17 protein-coding genes are annotated in these 16560 nt (G+C 72.0%); 13 read left to right on the top strand and 4 right to left on the bottom strand.

Translation table 11 applies throughout. The features are described from left to right. The first annotated feature begins 200 nt into the window (after nt 1-200). From HP445_RS00190 to HP445_RS00215, 6 genes are read left to right on the top strand one after another with little or no spacing between them, the layout of a single operon-like run. Nucleotides 201-716 (top strand): GNAT family N-acetyltransferase, encoded by a 516-nt coding sequence (locus tag HP445_RS00190; protein WP_128781758.1) that lies wholly within the window; start codon nt 201-203, stop codon nt 714-716. After that, the gene (locus HP445_RS00195) at nt 713-1384 is read left to right on the top strand and encodes an HAD-IA family hydrolase (RefSeq protein ID WP_128781759.1); all 672 of its coding nucleotides are present in this window, start codon (nt 713-715) and stop codon (nt 1382-1384) included. Before HP445_RS00190 ends, HP445_RS00195 begins: the two co-directional genes overlap by 4 nt. Continuing rightward, the gene (locus HP445_RS00200) at nt 1381-2031 is read left to right on the top strand and encodes an HAD family hydrolase (protein ID WP_128781760.1); all 651 of its coding nucleotides are present in this window, start codon (nt 1381-1383) and stop codon (nt 2029-2031) included. Before HP445_RS00195 ends, HP445_RS00200 begins: the two co-directional genes overlap by 4 nt. A 19-nt stretch (nt 2032-2050) precedes the next feature. Further along, entirely contained in the window at nt 2051-3811 is a 1761-nt protein-coding gene (locus tag HP445_RS00205; RefSeq protein WP_128781761.1) for an AMP-binding protein, read from the top strand. A gap of 20 nt (nt 3812-3831) precedes the next feature. Then, on the top strand, nt 3832-4371 hold the full coding sequence (locus HP445_RS00210) for a GNAT family N-acetyltransferase (RefSeq protein ID WP_128781762.1): 540 nt from the start codon (nt 3832-3834) through the stop codon (nt 4369-4371). 31 nt (nt 4372-4402) lie between these two features. Further along, entirely contained in the window at nt 4403-5257 is an 855-nt protein-coding gene (locus HP445_RS00215) for a hypothetical protein (RefSeq protein WP_128781763.1), read from the top strand. Here HP445_RS00215 and HP445_RS00220 read toward each other — a convergent pair whose 3' ends face one another. Continuing rightward, entirely contained in the window at nt 5258-6487 is a 1230-nt protein-coding gene (locus HP445_RS00220; RefSeq protein ID WP_128781764.1) for an MFS transporter, read from the bottom strand. It abuts the gene before it with no gap. Next, nucleotides 6484-7017 carry an ArsR/SmtB family transcription factor gene (locus HP445_RS00225; RefSeq protein WP_128781765.1) on the bottom strand — a complete coding sequence of 178 codons (534 nt, stop codon included), beginning with the start codon at nt 7015-7017 and terminating at the stop codon, nt 6484-6486. The genes HP445_RS00220 and HP445_RS00225 overlap by 4 nt, the downstream gene beginning before the upstream one ends. A 71-nt stretch (nt 7018-7088) precedes the next feature. On the opposite strand from HP445_RS00225, the gene HP445_RS00230 reads away from it, so the two are divergent. From HP445_RS00230 to HP445_RS00245, 4 genes are all read left to right on the top strand, one after another. Then, nucleotides 7089-7574, top strand: a complete 486-nt coding sequence (locus HP445_RS00230) for a luciferase domain-containing protein (protein ID WP_241660494.1) — start codon at nt 7089-7091, stop codon at nt 7572-7574. Between the two features lie 181 nt (nt 7575-7755). Further along, nucleotides 7756-8688, top strand: a complete 933-nt coding sequence (locus tag HP445_RS00235; RefSeq protein ID WP_128781766.1) for an ABC transporter ATP-binding protein — start codon at nt 7756-7758, stop codon at nt 8686-8688. Further along, on the top strand, nt 8685-9548 hold the full coding sequence (locus tag HP445_RS00240) for an ABC transporter permease (protein ID WP_111055522.1): 864 nt from the start codon (nt 8685-8687) through the stop codon (nt 9546-9548). The genes HP445_RS00235 and HP445_RS00240 overlap by 4 nt, the downstream gene beginning before the upstream one ends. Before the next feature lie 94 nt (nt 9549-9642). Further along, the gene (locus tag HP445_RS00245; RefSeq protein ID WP_128781767.1) at nt 9643-10122 is read left to right on the top strand and encodes a hypothetical protein; all 480 of its coding nucleotides are present in this window, start codon (nt 9643-9645) and stop codon (nt 10120-10122) included. Between the two features lie 12 nt (nt 10123-10134). On the opposite strand, the gene HP445_RS00250 is transcribed toward HP445_RS00245, so the two are convergent. Continuing rightward, complete coding sequence (locus HP445_RS00250; protein ID WP_111040125.1) at nt 10135-10740, bottom strand: dihydrofolate reductase family protein; 606 nt, start codon at nt 10738-10740, stop codon at nt 10135-10137. A gap of 104 nt (nt 10741-10844) precedes the next feature. Between HP445_RS00250 and HP445_RS00255 the strand changes: the two genes are divergently transcribed. Further along, a complete protein-coding gene (locus HP445_RS00255) occupies nt 10845-12800 on the top strand; it encodes a family 43 glycosylhydrolase (RefSeq protein ID WP_128781768.1) in 1956 nt (651 codons plus the stop codon). A 202-nt stretch (nt 12801-13002) separates the two neighbouring features. Beyond that, on the top strand, nt 13003-14424 hold the full coding sequence (locus HP445_RS00260; RefSeq protein ID WP_164941300.1) for a protein kinase domain-containing protein: 1422 nt from the start codon (nt 13003-13005) through the stop codon (nt 14422-14424). 272 nt (nt 14425-14696) lie between these two features. Here HP445_RS00260 and HP445_RS00265 read toward each other — a convergent pair whose 3' ends face one another. Further along, nucleotides 14697-15494, bottom strand: a complete 798-nt coding sequence (locus tag HP445_RS00265) for an SDR family NAD(P)-dependent oxidoreductase (RefSeq protein WP_128781769.1) — start codon at nt 15492-15494, stop codon at nt 14697-14699. Nucleotides 15495-15604: 110 nt separating this feature from the next. Here HP445_RS00265 and HP445_RS00270 point away from each other — a divergent pair, with 110 nt between their 5' ends. Next, entirely contained in the window at nt 15605-16510 is a 906-nt protein-coding gene (locus HP445_RS00270) for an AraC family transcriptional regulator (RefSeq protein ID WP_128781770.1), read from the top strand. The last annotated feature ends 50 nt before the right edge of the window (nt 16511-16560 follow it).

Raw genomic sequence — 16560 nt, forward strand, 5'->3', positions numbered from 1 at the left:
ATCGTGATCAGTCCTTTGCTGTTGTCGCGCTCGGCGCGGCTGCTGTGTGCGCGCCGAACACACCCTTGGTGGGGTGGAGAACCAGCGATGTGCGGCTGGTGAGCGCTCCGGGTGTTTCCCGGTCGTTGCAGGTGATTCGGCGTCGTCCGCCAGTCGGATTGGAACGACTTCTCCGGGCCTGTCGCCCCTAGGCTCGGGTCATGCGGGGAACGACGATCCGACCGACCACGGAGGACGACTGGGAGTCCGTGCGGGCACTGCGGCTGGAGATGCTCCGGGACACCCCGAAGGCGGACGGGGAGCGGCTTGCCGACGCGGAGCGGCTGCAGGAGCGTGACTGGCGTCGACGCGGCCGCCGTGAGCACGACGTCGGCGGGACGACTCTCGCCGCGATCGGTGCCGACGGCCGGTGGCTCGGGACGATGGGGGTGTTCGTCCCCGGCCCCCGCGTCGGGCCGCTCCTGGTCGGCGTCTACGTCGCACCGTCGCACCGGGGTCGTCCCGCCGGTGTCGCCGATGCGCTGCTCGACGAGATCGAGGTGTGGGCGGCTGCACACGGGTCGGCACTGCGGCTGCACGTGCACGCGGGGAACACGCGTGCGCAGGCCTTCTACGCCCGACGTGGCTACGAGCCGACGGGTGCGACCGAGGCGTACGTCCTCGATCCGAGCGAACTCGAGGTCGAGATGATCCGGCAGCTGCGGGGTTCGCTGTGACCGGCGGGGCGGCCGGAGCTGCCGGAGCTGCCGGGCCCGTCGTGCGGTGGCTGCTGTCCGACGTGGGCGGCGTCCTCGAGCTCGTCGACGACGCCGCCTGGCCCGGACGCTTCCGGGCGCGGTGGGCCGAGCGGCTCGGGATGACGACGGACGACTTCTCCGCACGCCTCGCTGCGGCCGACCTGCCCGACGCCTCCCGTCAGACCGGCGTCGTCGACCGGTACTGGGGTGCGATCGGGGCAGCGCTCGAACTCGGGGCCGATCAGCTCGCCGTCATGCGGGCCGACTTCTGGGATGCGTACTGCGGAACCCTGAACCAGCCGTTGTACGACTTCCTCGCCGGACTCCGGGGCACGATCGGCCTGGCGATCCTGTCGAACTCCGGCGACGGTGCCCGAGAGGAAGAGGAGCGGCGCTTCCGGTTCTCGGCGGTGTTCGACCCGATCTGCTACTCCCACGAGATCGGCGTGAACAAGCCCGATCCCGAAGCGTTCCGGATCACGCTCGAGCGCTTGGGGGCGGACCCGGACGAGGTGTTCTTCGTCGACGACGTGCCCGAGAACATCGAGGCCGCACGTGCGCTCGGCATCGGGGCGCACCTGCACGTCGACACCGACGAGACGATCCGGGTGCTCGATGCGGTCGTGCGGGGGAGCGGCCGGCAGTGACCGTCGGCATCGTGTTCTTCGACGTCGACGGAACCCTCGTCAGCCCCGGTTCCAGCAGCAGCTTCCTGGCCGCCCGGTTCGGGCACCAGGACGAGCTCGACGATGCAGAAGCCCGCTACGCCGACGGTGCGCTCACCAACCAGCAGGTCAGTGAGGTCGACGCGCTCGGGTGGCGTGGCACGTCCGTCGCGATGGTTGACCGGTGGCTCGACGACCTGCCGGTGTTGCCCGGAACCGCGACCGTCGTCGCGTGGTGCCGTGCCCACGACGTCGAACCCGTGCTCGCGTCGCTGGCGTGGCAGCCCGTGACCCGTTCCCTCGCGGGGCGGTTCGGGTTCGTCCCGAACGGCGGGCCGAGAGTCGGCGAGCACGACGGCGTCCACGACGGCACCGTCGCCGAGCACTTCGACGAGTTCGACAAGCGGGACCGGGCGCTCGCGCTCGCTCGTGACCTCGGTGTACCGATCGAACACTGCTGCGCCGTCGGGGACAGCCGCTCCGACATCCCGCTCTTCCAGGCGCTCCCCAGTGCGTTGGCGCTCAACGCGGCTCCGGCGGCACGTGCGGCCGCGAGTGACGCGATCGACGCGGACGACCTCTCGCGCATCATTCCCTGGCTCGACCGCTGGCTCCGGGGGCTCGCCTGATCGATCGGCTCTGAGACGGATGCGGCATGATCGGTCCGTGCCTGATGTGAACCCGACCGCCGCGTACCGTGCCGCCCGCGACCAGCTCCTCGCCGCGGATTCTCCGGAAGCGGCACGCGCCGGGTTCCGCTGGCCGGACGTCGGCGACACGTTCAACTGGGCGACCGACTGGTTCGACGTCATCGCGACCGACAACAGCCGCACCGCGCTCTGGATCGTCGAGGAGGACGGTCGTGAGCAGCGGCTCAGCTACGCCGAGATGGCCGCACGGTCCGATCGGCTCGCCGCGCGCCTGCACGGCTTCGGCGTGCAGCAGGGCGACAACGTCCTCGTCATGCTCGGCAACCAGCTCGAGCTCTGGGAGACGATGCTCGCCGTGATCAAGCTCGGTGCGGTCATCCTGCCGACCTCGACGATGCTCGACACCGCTGACCTGCAGGACCGCGTCGACCGGGGCTCGGTGGCGCACGTCGTCACGAACCGGAGCGAGACGCACAAGTACGACGACGTCCGCGGGTCCTTCACACGCATCGTCATCGGCGGTCCCGCTGACGGGTGGACGGAGTACCCGAGTGACCTGGGTGAGCCCGCTCCCACCGATGAGGTCCGCCCCCACGTCGTCACCCGCACGACCGACCCGTGCCTGGTCTACTTCACGTCCGGCACGACGTCGAAGCCGAAGATGGTCGTGCACACCCAGACGTCGTACCCGGTCGGTCACCTCAGCACGATGTACTGGCTCGGCGTCCGGCCCGGTGACGTGCACCTGACGATCAGCTCGCCCGGGTGGGGCAAGCACGCCTGGAGCTGCTTCTTCGCGCCGTGGATCGCGGAGGCAACCGTGTTCATCCACAACACCGCGCGCTTCGACCCGGCCGCACTCCTCGCGCAGCTCGAGCAGGCCGAGGTCAACACGTTCTGCGCGCCGCCGACCGCGTGGCGGATGATGCTGCAGTCCGACCTCGGCGCGAAGCCGCGCGCGCTCCGTGAGCTCATCTCGGCCGGCGAGCCGCTCAACCCCGAGGTCATCGGCCGGGTCGAGGCTGCGTGGGGGCTCACCATCCGCGACGGCTACGGGCAGACCGAGACCACGGCGATCATCGGCAACGCCCCGGGCGCCGCCGTGACGCCCGGCGCGATGGGCAAGCCGCTCCCCGGCGTGACCGTGACGCTGCTCGACCCCGTCACCGGCGAACCGGGCGACGAGGGCGAGGTCTGCCTCGACCTCACCGAGCGGCCCGTCAACCTGATGGCCGAGTACCTCGGCGACCCCGACCGCACCGCCTCGTCGATGCGCGACGGCTTCTTCCACACCGGCGACATCGCCGTCCGCGACGCCGACGGCGAGCTGACCTTCATCGGCCGCACCGACGACGTCTTCAAGTCCTCGGACTACAAGGTGTCGCCGTTCGAGGTGGAGAGCGCCCTGCTGCAGCACCCGGCCGTGGCCGAGAGCGCGGTCGTCCCGGCGCCCGACGACGCCCGTCTCAACGTCGTCAAGGCGTACGTCACGTTGGCCACCGGATGGGAGGCGTCGGCCGACACCGCCAGGCAGGTCCTGGAGTACGCACGCACGGCTCTCCCCGCCTACGCGCGCGTCCGTCGGGTCGAGTTCGCGGAGCTCCCGAAGACCATCTCCGGCAAGATCCGCCGCGTGGAGCTCCGGGAGCGCGAGGAGCAGTCGGTGAGCAACGGCACGCGCGCCGAGGCTGAGTGGCGCGACGACGAGTTCCCCGGCCTCCGTGCACGCCGTCCGCAGGCCGGGCCCGCTGCCGGCTGATCGGCTGACGGAGATCACCCATGGCCGTCGTACTGCGCCCGTGGTCGCTCGACGACGCGGCTGCGCTCTTCGTCGCCAGCCGGTCGAACCCGGACCTCGCGACACAGTTCCCGGACGTCGGGCTCGATGACGAGGAGCAGGCCCGCGCGCACATCAGGAGCGCCCTGCGGTTCGACGAGCGGGCGAAGAACTGGGCGATCGTGGAAGACGGAGTCGCGGTCGGGAACGTCGGGCTGTCGGCGATCGAGTTCCGGCACGCCACGGCCTGGGCGCATTACTGGCTGGCGTCCGATGCTCGCGGCCGTGGGCTCGCCACTCGTGCGTTGACGAGTGCGTCGACCTGGGCGTTCGACGCCGGGCTCTTCCGCCTCGAACTCGGACACCGCTCGAACAACCCCGCGTCGTGTCGAGTCGCCACGACCGCCGGGTTCCGCGCGGAGGGCGTCGAACGGCAGAAGCTCCGGTACGGCTCGGAGCGGTTCGACGTGGAGACGCACGCCCGGCTGGCGACCGATCCGGTGCCGGACCTGCCGGCGTTCGAGGTCTGGACGACGTCCTGACGGCTGCCCCGGTCAGTCCTAGGCTCGGCACGTGGAACTGATCAAGGACGTCTCGCGCGGCGACTGGTTGCTGGCCCGGGCCGGCTCGTTCGCCTCGTTCGGCGGTGTCGCGGGCACCGGGTTCGAGGCGTACGTCCGGATCCTGCACCCGCTCCGAGCGGATCGCGAAGACCGCACGACCGTGGACGAGTACGACGAGCACCCGGTCCTCGAATCGGCCGAGTGGCGCTGGGCCGACGTCGCCGAGCGCAACCGTCGGACGATCGACCCGCTCGTGTCGTGGCAGACGCTCAGCGGTCGGGACGACGAGTCGGACCTCCCCTTCGAGGACGGCTGGGTCGTCCATCCACCCGAAACGGGTTGGTACGAGCCGAGGCAACTCGCCGCGCTCACCGGGCTCCTCGCCGACGCGACGTCCACGCCGGACGACCTGGTCGGGGCGGTCTGGGACGGATGGGGGGACCTGAACGCGTCGACGTTGGGCTTCGGGTGGCAGGGGAGCGGCGAGCCGACGGCGGCCGAGCGCGTGGAGATGCAGGCGCACATTGCCCGGGCCCAGGCGCAGCACCGGCGGGAGCAGGCTGCGCTCCGGGAGTCGCTCGCGGGTCCGCGCTTCCTGTGGCCGGCCCGCGAGTGCTTCCTGCTCTCCATGTCCCTGCTGCAGCTCAGCGACCCGTCCTGGACGGACGACGCCCGCGTGGGCACGTACGTCGACGTCGGGCACACCCCGCAGATGCTCTGGCCCGAGGGGCACGAGTGGGTGCTCGCCAGCGAGATCGACTGGGACTCGACGATCGTCGCCGGGTCGCGGTCGCTCATCGACGCGGTCCTCGCCGACGCCCGGTTCGAGGCGTACGAGGTCGACGCAGACGCTTCCCCGGGCTGATCAGACCGGCAGGGCCACCTCGGTGGTCACGCGCCGGACACTCCGGGTGGACGCGGCGACCACGGTGGCGACGACGATGACGACGGCGCAACCGATCAGGGTCGCGGGCGTGCCGACCGCGTGCGCCAGCGGCCCCACCAGGGCCTCGCCGAGCGGGACGGCGACGAACGACCCGACCATGTCGTACGAGTAGACCCGCGACAGCACGGCCCGGGGCACGTTCGACTGCAGCGCGTGGTCCCACGCGATCGCGAACAGCTCGATGGCCACCCCGCCCAGGGCGAACGCGACGAGCAGGGTCGGCAGGGCCGGTGCACCAGCGAGCGCCAGGACGGGGAGCGCGGTCACGGCCATCAAGGCGACGCCGATGCCGAGGGCGTGCCGCGGCCGCCACCGCAGCGCGATCAGCGCTCCGAGCGCCAGACCGACGGTCTGCGCCGCGACGACGAGTCCCCAACCCGCCCTGCCGAACGAACCGTCCGCGACCACCGGACCCAGCACGGTCGTCGCGCCGACGAAGGCGGCGTTGAGCACCGCGAACTGGGCGACCACCGTCCAGACCCAGCGCCGCCCCGAGAACTCGACCCATCCCTCCCGGATGTCCGCGATCACCGACGGACGGTCGGCCGGCACGACGGACGGGCGACGTGGCAGTCGGATCCGTGCGTACAGAGCTGCAGCGACGGCGAAGCCGGCGGCGTCCACCGCCAATCCCCACCCGGCGCCGACGAGCGCCACCATGCCGGCGCCGGCGGAGGCCCCGACGATGGTGCCGGCGTTGATGCTCAACCGGATCACGGCGTTCGCCGGACGGAGCAGTGCCTCGGGCACGGTCTCGGGGACCATGGCAGCGGTCGTCGGCAGGCTGACCGCGGCGACCGCACCGTTCAGGATGCTCAGGACGACGAGGAGTGGAACCGTCGCGGTACCCGTCAGGACCAGCGCGGCGACGGCGCCCTGCGTCAGCGCGGCGCCGAGCGACGTGACGACGAGCACGACGTCACGGGGCAGCCGGTCGGCGATGACCCCGCCGAACAGCAGGACCGCGACGTTCGCCACCGAACGTGCGGCCACGACGAGGCCGAGGTCGACGGGCGAGCCGGTGAGGTCGAGGACGGCGAACGCCAACGCGATCGGGGCGACGGCGTTGCCGAGGATGCTCACCGTGCGGGCGGCGAGCAGCCAACGGAACGGCGCGTGCCGGAGGACGCCCGTGATCGGCGTGCTCACGGTCGCCGCATCGGGAACATCGAGACGGTCATCGACACCGGAACGGTGCCCGGGGTGCGGGGGCGCTGCGCTGCTGCGTGGAGCAGGGCGGAGGCCTGGCCGACGTGGTGCACCACGCGACGCCACGTCTCGGGGCCGACCCACAGCTCGGCGTCGGTGGAGACGCCGGGCCCCGTGGTCCGCTGTCGTACCCGACGCCGGAGCTCCTCGACCTGGGCCTCGACGTACACGAGCTGGTCCTCGACCGAGACCTCCTCGGCGCCACTGTCGGATCGGCCGTCGGGGTCGAACGCCCGCGACGACGACTCGTGCCGGTACCGCTTCGCCTCGCCGCCCCGGAGCCGGACGACCTCGACGACGGCGACCAGCCCGGCCCGTTCGAGGACGCGCAGGTGGTAGCTCGCGGTCGCCTGCGAGAGCCCGAGCTCCCGTGCGGCCTCGGCCGCGCTCATCGCGGAGCTCGTCACCAGCGACAGCAGGCGGAGCCGGATCGGGTGGGCGGTCGCCCGGAGGGACTGGAGGCTGGACATGCGCCCATCCTTCGTCCCCACGCCTGACACCGTCAAATGGCTCTTTGGGGGTTATGCGATAGTGTCGAGCAATGATCAGGTCCATCCGCCGCGGCGAACGGCCCGCCGTGTCCGAAACGGGTCCCCAGCGGCAGCTCACCGACCGTGCGACGCCGGAACTGTGGGGAGCGCTCGTCGGGAGTGCCGTCGCGCTGCCCGGCGTCGAAGAGGGGCACAGCCAGGTGTCGCCGGCGTCGTCACGCGCGTTGTTCCTGCGCGATCAGCGCGCCCACGTCGTCCCGTGGACGTCACTGGCGCCGGACGGGCGACTCGAGCCCGTGCACCTGCACGGCGTCGAGGACACCTCCGTCCACCTCTGTCTCCCGGTCGCACGGGGCGCCGAACTGACCGAGCTCGGCTGGGCGACCCCGCACCAGTACGAGGACCACGGAACCGAGTTCATGGTCTACGGCCCGCGCGACGCCGACGAACTCGCGGTCGTGCTGTCGATCATCGAGGAGAGCCTCGCGTTCGCTCTCGACCCTGGCGACGAACGTCCGGCGCACCACCCCGCCTGATCACTTCGCGCCCAGCGACAGTTCACGCCCCGCCGCGCGCGTGAACCGTCGCCCAGCGCGAAAAGCCGCGCGAGCCCACCCGCGCGAAAACCCGCGCCAACCCCGCGTCACCCTGTGGGAGCACACATCTCCCCCCAACGGCGGACGCGGCACCGACGGCCCCTCCCGTAGCGTCGAGGCCGTGATCGAAGTCAGCCATCTCACCAAACAGTACGGTCCGAAGACCGCCGTGGACGACGTCTCCTTCGTCGTGCGTCCCGGCAGTGTGACCGGCTTCCTCGGGCCCAACGGCGCCGGGAAGTCCACCACGATGCGCATGATCATGGGGCTCGACCGGCCCACGTCGGGCACAGCCACCGTGAACGGCCAGCCCTACACGAGCTTCCGCGACCCGCTCCGGCAGGTCGGCGCCCTGCTCGAGGCGAAGGCCGTGCACTCGGGCCGCAGCGCCTACAACCACCTGCTCTCGCTCGCGGCGACCCACGGCATCCCGAAGTCCCGCGTGCACGAGGTCATCGACATGACTGGCCTCGACTCCGTCGCGAAGAAGCGCGTCGGCGGGTTCTCGCTCGGCATGGGGCAGCGTCTGGGAATCGCTGCCGCACTGCTCGGCGACCCGAAGACCCTGATCCTCGACGAGCCCGTCAACGGCCTCGACCCCGACGGTGTCGTGTGGGTGCGTCAGCTCGCCCGCCGCATGGCCGCCGATGGCCGCACGGTGTTCCTCTCCAGCCACCTGATGAGCGAGATGGCGCAGACCGCCGACCGCGTGGTCGTGCTCGGCCGGGGCAAGGTCCTCGCCGACGCCCCGATCGCCGAGTTCGTCGCCGGTGGTGGCGCCGCTGCCGGCACCGAGGCCGCCGTCAGCCGCGTCATCGTCCGCACCCCGGACCCGAACGGACTGTTCACCGCCATCGGCCCGAACGCCGCGGTCACCCAGCGCGAGGACGGCTCGTTCCTCGTCGTCGGGCCCGACGCACCGACGGTCGGCAACATCGCCGCACAGGCCGGCGTCCCCCTGCACGAACTCACCCCGACCGGCGCGAGCCTGGAGGAGGCCTACATGGCCCTCACCCGCGACGACGTCGAGTACCGATCGGAGGGCACCCGATGAGCGCCACCACCTCGCCCACCACACCGTCGACCCGGATGTCCGGCTCGACCCGCCTGTCGTTCCCGCACCTGGTGCGGAGCGAGTGGATCAAGCTGCGCAGCATCCGGTCCACGTTCTGGTGCTACGCGATCCTGGTCGTCCTCACGATCGGCATGGCCGCGCTGATCGGGGCGAACACGAACAGCGGCGGCCAGGAGCTGCCGACGGACCTCGCCAACGGCACCTTCGTGAACGCCAACGCCGTGGGTGTCCTGCTCTCGTCGCTCGTCGTCGGCGTGCTCGGCGTCCTCATCATCACCGGTGAGTACGGCACGGGCCAGGTCCGCTCGACGTTCACCGCAGACCCGCGGCGCACCGGCGTGATCCTGGCGAAGGCCACCGTCCTCGCCATCGCGACCTTCGTCGTCAGCGCCGTCGCCACCTGGATCGGCGTCCTCATCTCGCTCCCGCTGCTGGCCGGCAACGGTGTCGAGCCGGAGCTCGGTGACCCGTCGGTGTTCCTGCCGATCCTCGGTTCGTCGGTCTTCCTGACCCTGCTGGCGCTCCTCGCGTACGGCATCGGTCTGCTCGTCCGGTCGAGCGCCGGCGGCATCGCGATCACGCTCGGCCTCCTGCTGGTCGTTCCGGGGGTGCTCGCACTCATGAGCGGACTGATGAAGGTCGACTGGCCGATGGACATCGCGGCGTTCCTGCCCGACTCGGCCGGCGGCCAGCTCTACGCCTACTCGTACGACGGCGCGAGCACGGTCGACAACAGCGGGGTCGTGCTGAACGGCTGGGGCGGCTTCGGCGTCCTCGCCGCCGAGGTGCTCGTCGTGGGTGGCCTCGCCCTGACGCTCGCGCGCCGTCGCGACGTCTGACGCGACCACCCCACGGCCGGGAGGCGCGGTGCCAGCCGGCACCGCGCCTCCCGTCGTTCCGCGGGCGGGTCCACCGCGTCACTAGGCTCACAGCGTGCGCTCCGTCCCCGCCTTGCTCCTGCCCGCGATCGCGGGCGTGCTCCTGCTGGCCGGCTGCGCCGGTCCGCCGCCCGTCGACGAGGCGGCGCTGTCCGCCTGGGAGAAGCGGCACCGAGCAGTCGAGTCGAACACTGAGCTCGGCGCCCTGTTCGCCGCGGTGTCGCCCGGGGACGACGACAGTGACGCACCGGGCACGGGCGTCACCATCACGTTCCCGCACCCGGAGTCGGTCGACCACCTCGAGTTCTCGTGCTTCGGGGACGGGCACATGAGTGGCTCCTCCACCATCGGGTCGGCAGGCGCCTCGCAGACCCGACCGACAGATCCGATGTCCTGCCGGGACGGTTCACAGCGGATCGACCTTCCAGCGGAGCTGCGTCGCCGGGCGGACAGCGTTTCCTTCAACGGGTTCGGCAGTGACCGCGACAGCGCCTGGTACGTCCGGATCATCGCCACCGAGCCCGTCGAGGACTGACGTTCCGAGCGCTCAGGACCGCCGGACGTCGTACCGGTGCAGGGTGACGCCGTTGTCGTAGCGCTGCTGCTCGAGCAGGTCGAGCTGCACGAGCGGGCGGTGCCCCGAGAGCGGCGGATCGAACAGCGGTCGGCCGGCGCCGAGCACCGACGGGTGCGTGAAGAGCATGACCTCGTCGAGCAGCCCGGCATCGAGCAGCTGACTCGCGATGCTCGGTCCGCCCACGCCGACGTCGCCGTCGCCGGAGGCACGGATCGCGGCCAGCTCGGCGATCGCGTCGCCGTCGCCACCGATGACCCGGGTGTCGTGATCGGCGGTCGTCCGGGTGCGGGACACCAGGATCTTCGGCTGCGCGGTCCAGATCTCGCCGTACTCGCGCAGGTACTGCGGCATCGACTCGTCGTGCCGGGCATCCGGCCAGAACGGGTCCATCATGTCGCGCACCACCCGGCCCTCGACGGACAGGGTCATCGCGGCGGCGCGGGCGTTGAACTCGCGGTGCAGCGGCTCGTCGATCCGGATCCAGTCGGGTCCGTCCAGGCCGTCGTGCTCGCCGGGGGCCCGTTCGACGAACCCGTCGACGGAGACGTTGATCCAGTAGACGAACCTCGCGGGCATGGCATGACTCCTTCGTCGAGCCGAGCGTACGCTCGCGCACGTCGCCAGGCGACACCCGCAGTCCCTCCAGCAGCACCTCCCTCAACGACGAGAGCAGGTCCGGCATGCGCCGATCGTCCACCGCACTCCTCGCCGTCGTGACGTTCCTCGGCGTCGCGACCACGGGCCTCCAGGCCGCACCAGCGGATGCGTCCGCAGTGCCGGGTGGGACCACCCGGGCGACCACCACCGCGACCGTGGCGTCGAGCGCCGCCAGCCGGCACGGCCGTGCGGCACCCAGCCACCGGAACCCGGTCGCGCTCAGCCTGCCGGACGGGCAGACGGCGGCGAGCTGCGCGGACCCGACCGTGATCCACGGAGCCGGACGCGACCGCAGCTGGTACCTGTACTGCACCACCGACGCGCTCACCGCGACGGAGCAGAACCCGGACGGGTCCCTGGTGCAGCACGCGGTGCCCACGTACCGGTCGACCGACCTGACCCACTGGACGTACGTGAACGACGCGTTCCCGACGAAGCCCGCCTGGGTGGGTGACGCGAACGGTATCTGGGCGCCGGACGTCGTGTACCGCGCCGGGGACCGTGGCCGCGCGGGCACCTGGTACCTGTACTACGCGGCCTCGGACACCCCGTCGGCGACGGGGCCGAGCGGCGGCGGCTCCGCGGTCGGGGTGGCGACGAGCTCGAGCCCGACGGGCCCGTGGAAGGACTCCGGCGGCCCGGTCGTGGCACCGCAGACCGCACCGAACGGCGACGGAGCGCGGTGGGCGTTCGACCCCGAGGTCATCACGGACAAGGGGACGACCTACCTGTACTTCGGCAGCTACTTCGGCGGCGTGAACGTCCGACGCCTCAGCGCCGACGGACTGCGCTCCGACCCGTCGACCGAGCGGCAGATCGCGATCGACAACCGCTACGAGGGTGCGTACCTGATGCGGCACGGCGGCTGGTGGTACTTCATGGGCTCCGCGACGAACTGCTGCAACGGCGCCCTGACCGGCTACGGCGTCTTCGTCGCCCGGTCGCGCAGCCCGCTCGGACCGTTCACCGACCGCGACGGCGTAGCGATCACGAGCACCCGGGTCGGTGGCACACCCCTGCTCGCGCAGAACGGCAACCGGTGGGTCGGCACCGGTCACAACACCGTGGTCACCGACTTCGCCGGGCAGGACTGGATCATCTACCACGCGGCCGATCGCACCGACCCGTACTACGCGGGGCAGCCGACCTACACGAAGCGGCCGGCGCTGATCGACCCGCTCGACTGGCAGGGCGGCTGGCCGGTCGTCCGCGGTGGAGCCGGGCCGTCCGACACGGTGCAGCCAGGGCCGGTCGCGCAGCCGGGGCAACGGCCGACGTACCGGGCGTCCACCGCTCCCGTCGATGTGCCGGGGCGGACGATCCGGGCACTGTCGACGTCGTTCGACGGTGCCGCGGAGCCGGGGGCGGAGACCGGGGCAGCGCCCGGAACGCTGCCTGCCCAGCTCGCCTGGACGCGTGAGCCCGACCCGTCCACCTGGACCGTCGCCGACGGCACGTTCCGCTGGCAGACGCAGGACGCCGACATCCACCCGCCGGCGACGCCGCTCGCATCGGTGCTGTCCGAACCGGCACCCCGTGGGGACTACGTGCTCCAGACCACGGTCGGGGTGGACACCCCGGCCAACGGCGACGGTCTCAACTACGTGCAGGGCGGCCTGATCGTGTGGGGTGACGACGGCAACTCCGTCCGCCTCACCTCGAACTCGATCTTCAACACGCGCCAGACGGAGTTCGGCAAGCAGGTGTCCGGGCAACCGGCCGGGGCGCCGGGCTACGGCAACATGGTCGTCGGTCCGGTCGGGGACACCACCACGCTCCGGATCGTCCACCGGGAGGTCCGGGGGGAGGACCGGTACACCGCGTACACCAGCCTGGACGGGCGGCACTTCGTCCGGGGCGGGACCTGGACGGCGGACCTCGGCAGCGCACCCCGCGTCGGGCTCATCTCACTCGGGGGCCCCGGCTTCACCAGCACCTTCGAGGACCTCCGCGTGAGCACGGTCGCGACGCGTCGCTGACGGGGTGGTCGGGTGGCGCCGGGATCGCAAGACACCGGTGTTCGCAGGCTGAACCGCGTTCTGCGCGTGTTCGACACGCGAACACCGGTGTCTTGCGCACCACCACCCACCCCCGTTCAGCCGGAGAACGACGTCGGCGAACGAGATACCCGTCGGGATGCGAAGATGCATCGTTGGTGCCGGAGCCGAGAACGAGGGTTGGATGATCCCGACGGAAGACCACGACGCGAGCGCGCCGCTGCTCGACGGTCGGTACCGCGTGGAGCAAGCGATCGGCCAGGGCGGCATGTCCGTCGTCTACCGGGGTGTGGACGAGAGCCTGCACCGCCCGGTCGCGATCAAGCTCTTCCACGCAGGCATCGTGGACATCGCCCGGCAAGAGGCCGAACTCGGCGTGCTGGCGTCGCTCGAGCACCACAACCTCGTCAGCCTGCTCGACGCCGGAGTCGTCACCGGGCAGGACGGCACGCAGCAGCGCTACATCGTGATGTCGCTCGTCGTCGGGCAGGACCTCGAGGAGCGCCTGGCCGTCGGCCCGCTCGCCTCGCGGCACATCGCCGAGATCGGCTACGACATGGCCGAGGCCCTCGACTACATCCACGCCCACGGCGTCGTGCACCGCGACATCAAGCCGTCGAACATCCTGCTCGTCGACTACGGCAACGGTTCCGACCGGGCCCGGGCGCGCCTGACCGACTTCGGCATCGCGCTCGCCGCCGGTGTCGAACGCCTGACCGCCGACGGTGTGACCACCGGCACCGCGGCCTACCTCAGCCCCGAGCAGGCGCGCGGCGGCGAGGTCGGCCCGCCGAGCGACGTCTACTCGCTCGGCCTCGTGCTGCTGCAGTGCTTCACCCGCCGCCGGGAGTTCCCGGGCTCGCTCGTCGAGTCCGCCGTCGCCCGGCTGTCGCGCGACCCCGTGGTCCCCGAGCCCCTGCCCGAGCACTGGAAGCACCTGCTCCGCGCCATGACCGCGCAGGACCCCGCGGCCCGCCCACTCGGCGCCGAGCTGGTCACGATGCTCCGCGACGTCGTGATCGCCGAGACCGCCACGAGCGACCACGTGGCCGAGCCGACCGACGAGACGGCACCGGCAGCACCGGTGCCGACGCGCCCCGAGACGGACCGCCCGGCGACCCTCGACAGCCTGCCCGACGAGTCGCTGCAGCGCACCACGGCGATGGCGGCCCGGCTCTTCGACGCTCCGATCGCCCTGGTCGAGGTCCTCGACGAGGACCGCGAGTGGTCCCAGTCGTACATCGCCGAGGGCGTCGACGAGGCAGCCCGCAGCATCAGCTTCCGCAACGGCTTCGCCCCGGTCCCCGTCCCCGTCGTGATCCCGGACGGCTCCGCGCACCCCGAGATGCGGAACAGCCCCCTGGTCACCGGTCCGCTCGGCATCCGCTTCTACGTCAGCGTTCCGCTCGTCAAGCACGACGGCGCACCGATCGGCACCCTCGCCGTGCTCGACACCCGCCCGCGGCAGGCCACCGAGGACGACCTCGCCAACCTCCGTGACCTGGCGGCGCTCGCCGTCTCGCAGCTCGAGATCCGCCAGGAGTCCCTGCGCACGACCAGCGACTCGCTGCCGGTCCCACGGGTGGTCGGCGACCACACCGCCTGACGGGAGGCCCGGTGCCAGCCCGCACCGCGCCTCCCGACCGTGTGGTGGTCGCGCCCACCGCCGCGCCCACGCCGTCCGCCGAGCGGTCACGATCCGTCGGCTGACGCGCTCCCGCGCGACGGTCCGTGACCGCACGGCCACCCGCCGGCGGTGTGTCGTGACCACTCGCGGACCGGGGAATCGCTCGCATCGGCTGGCGCTGCCGAGTGGGCGAAATGCCGGGGTGCCTCCGCGCGCCGACCCGGGTGTTTCGCCCGTTCGTGCGGGGCGGCTCAGCCGAGGCGGGTCGCTGCGAGGCCGCCGTCCACGTCGATGGTGGCGCCGTGCACGAAGGTCGCCTCGTCGGAGGCCAGCCAGCGCACGGCGAACGCGACGTCGACCGGTCGGACGGGTGCGCCGGCCGGGGTGCCCGCTGTCATCTGCGCGAGGACGTCGTGCGAGTCCGCGTTGCCCGGCGTCGCGGTGGCACCGGGCGACACGGTCGACACCCGGACACCGTGCGGTCCGAACTCGGCTGCCCAGGCGCGGGTCAGCTGCTCGACGGCCGCCTTCGTCGCCGGGTAGAGCGCCGTGAACGGGACGCCGACGCGGGACATCCACGAGCCGATGTTCACGATGACGCCCGAGCCGCGTTCGACCATCGCGGGCGCCAGCGCGCCGACCAGCACGTGGGGTGCGCGGACGTTCGTGTCCCAGAGCGCTTCGGCGTCGTCGTCGGCGAGCAGTGCGGTGGGGCCGACCGGGTAGACGCCGGCGTTGTTGACGAGGACGTCGACCCGGCCGCCGAGGGCCTGGGCAGCGCGGGCAGCGAGGTCACGGACCGCGTCGGGGTGGCTGTTCAGGTCGCCGATCACGGCCACGGCGGTTCCTCCGGACGCGGTGATGGCGTCCACCACGGCCTGCGTGCGCTCCGGGTCGCGGCCGGCCACCGCGACGGTGGCGCCGGAGGCGGCGAGGACACGGGCGACGGCTTCACCGATGCCGCTCGAGGCGCCGGTCACCAGTGCGGTGCGGCCAGCCAGTCGGTCGTCAGTGGTCAGGGAGCCGAGGAGTGCTTCGTTGGTCTGCATGCTCCGATGCTCGGTCCCGCGTGCCTCGTGGAGATTGCCCAGGACTCCGGAGTGCTTGCCGGATCCCGCACGGGCACCCCTCGCGTCGGATGCCTCGACAGAATGGGCACATGGACGACGTCACCTCGGACCGGCTGGACCGTGCGCTGCAGAGCGTCCTCGCCCACCTCGACGACACGGAGCGCGCCGGACGACTCGGCCTCCGCCTGGCCCGCGTCGACCGTCCGACCGACCTCGGGTACCAGCGGTACACGCCGTCGGTGTCGGTGGTGCTCGCCGGACGGAAGCGCTCGATAGTGGGGGATGACGACCAGCTCTGGGGTCGGGAACGCTTCATCATCACGCCCGTCGACCTGCCCGTGATCGCCGGGGTGGTCGAGGTCGAACCACCCGCGGGGTTCGTCGCGGTCGTCTGGCAGCTCGACCCCGCGGTGGTCGCCGAGGTCGCGACGGCGATGTCCCGCCCCCACCAGGACGAGGCGCCGCCGGCACGACTCGGCAGCTGGACCCCGGCCCTGGCGGACGCGTTCGCCCGACTCGTCGGACTGCTCGATGCTCCGGAGGACATGACGGTCCTCGCCCCGCTCGTCACCCGCGAGGTCGTGCTCCGCCTGCTGCAGACCGACCAGGCACCGCGCATCCTGGCCGCGATCGGCAACCGGGACGGCGACGTCGTCGCAGCGGCCACGGCCCTGCTCACCGATCGGCTGGCGGACCCGTGGTCGGTGGCGGGCCTGGCCGCGGCGGTCCGGACGAGCGAGTCGACACTGTTCGCGCGCTTCCGGCAGGTCACCGGGATGAGCCCGGTGCAGTACCTGCGGCGGTTGCGGCTCGGAGAGGCCCGGCGGCGGATGATCGTGCTCGGTGACACCGCCGCCCAGGCTGCGGTCGCGGTGGGGTACCGGAGCGCCTCGCACTTCTCGCGCGACTACCGCGCCCTGCACGGCCGGCCGCCGGCTGCCGATGCCGGTCGGGCCCGTGAACTGCTCGCGCGGGGTGAGGTCGCGATCGCCTGACCTGGCAGCGCGATCGCCAGACCGACCCGCGCGGTCAGTCGGACGGATGA

The sequence above is a fragment of the Curtobacterium flaccumfaciens genome (assembly GCF_013359815.1).
Classification (GTDB): domain Bacteria; phylum Actinomycetota; class Actinomycetes; order Actinomycetales; family Microbacteriaceae; genus Curtobacterium; species Curtobacterium flaccumfaciens.